The 1,539-nt window shown below is 69.5% G+C and carries 1 protein-coding gene; it reads right to left on the bottom strand.

The features are described from left to right. Positions 1-207: 207 nt before the first annotated feature. Entirely contained in the window at positions 208-1,458 is a 1,251-nt protein-coding gene (locus FFT21_RS28455) for an IS4 family transposase (protein WP_192909819.1), read from the bottom strand. Between the last annotated feature and the right edge of the window lie 81 nt (positions 1,459-1,539).

The following is a 1,539-nucleotide window of genomic DNA, read 5'->3' as shown; positions in this document are numbered from 1 at the left end:
CAATGCCGTTAAGTTTGGGTGTTTGGGCAGGCCAGTAGGGGGGTGGCCGGGCCGGTATGGCGGATGTTCTGGTCGGTGGGGCGTTTGACCCGGTAGGAGTTGTGCCGGGCGCGTTTGACGGCGCGGGGGCAGGTGCGGTGGCGGCGTGGCGGGTTGGGCTGGGATCGGATTTCGGTGATCGCGTCCGGGAGAGCGTCGTTCAGGCGCTCAGGGGGTAATGGCCGCCTGGTCGGTGACCTGGCGGCGGATGACGCGAAGCCCCTTGATGAACGACATGCGGTCGGGGTCGTAGCCGGCGGGGTCGGCGGCGTCCAGCAGCAGGCCGCGGATGGCGTAGTGGGCCAGCAGCAGTCCCCACATCTGTTGTTCGACCAGCTCAGGAGTCTGGGAACGCAGGACCTCACCGCGACCGCGCAGGTCGGTCTTGATCTCGTCCAGGGCGGATTCCTCCTCCCAGCGCTGGTGGTACGCCTCGGCCAGCTCCAGCGCCGGGAGCTGGTGCGGGTCGAGCACGGTGGTGATCACGACGATGAGCTCACCGCCGGGGTTGCGGTCCGGGACGGTGTACTCGACCACGCGGACCAGCCGGGCCAGGTCAGCCGGGATGTCCTGGCCGGTGCGGGCCTGTGCGGCCAGCCGGGCACGCCGCTGGGCGCTCAGCCCGGACCGGTAGATCAGGGCCAGATAGGAGCCGTCGGGCAGCCACCGCACGTGCCCCACCGACACCGAGGCGCCGATCCGCCAGGCCAGGTCGGCGCCGGTAGCGGCGAACCGGCCGAACAACTCGTAGGAGTACAGGCCGGCATCGGCCAGCACCAGCATCCCGGGGCCGACGCAGCCGGTCAGGCCGGCGACCAGGGTGCGTTCCCCGGTACGCACCGAGCCCAGCACCGCGCCGACGATGGCGTGGCTGCCGCACTCGGCCAACGCCGCGACGTGCAGTTTCGGGTAGGCCGACGCCTTCGGTCCCGAACCGGTCTTGCCGAACCTCTCGACATTGTCCGGAGTGTCGGCCACGTCGAAGCTGGTCGCGTCGATCGCCATCACCCGGCGCCCGGCCAGCCAGGCGCCCTTGGTGGCGGAGGTGGCCAGCGGCACACACGCCCGCTCGAACAACGCCTTGACCGGCTGGGGTCCCAACCGCTGGCGGGCCTGGGTGATCGCCGACTTGGTGGGCACCTGCCAGCCATCGGCCCAGGAACCGAGCTTGCGCAGGTTGCCGACCAGCCGGCGCATCACCTCGTCGTAGGACTCGGCAAAGAACAATCCCATCGCGATCACATAGCGGATCATCACGTGGGCGGGCAGCCGCCGGCTGCGTTTCTCCCGCCGCCCGGTGCGGTTGAGGACCTCTTCGATCAGGTCACGGTCGAACCGGGCGGACAACACCCCCAGGCCAATATGGTCAGTCAACCGGCCCTGCGGCCGCGGCAGCGACTCCACCCCAGACAACGTCACGGCTGGGCACCGTACCGGTCACCACGACCCTCGTCAGCTCACCACGCTGACCAGCACACATGCCTTATCTGAACCGCATTG

Origin of the sequence: Gandjariella thermophila (assembly GCF_005405885.1) — a bacterium.
GTDB lineage: Bacteria > Actinomycetota > Actinomycetes > Mycobacteriales > Pseudonocardiaceae > Gandjariella > Gandjariella thermophila.
This window is presented reverse-complemented; position numbering and strand designations above follow the sequence as displayed.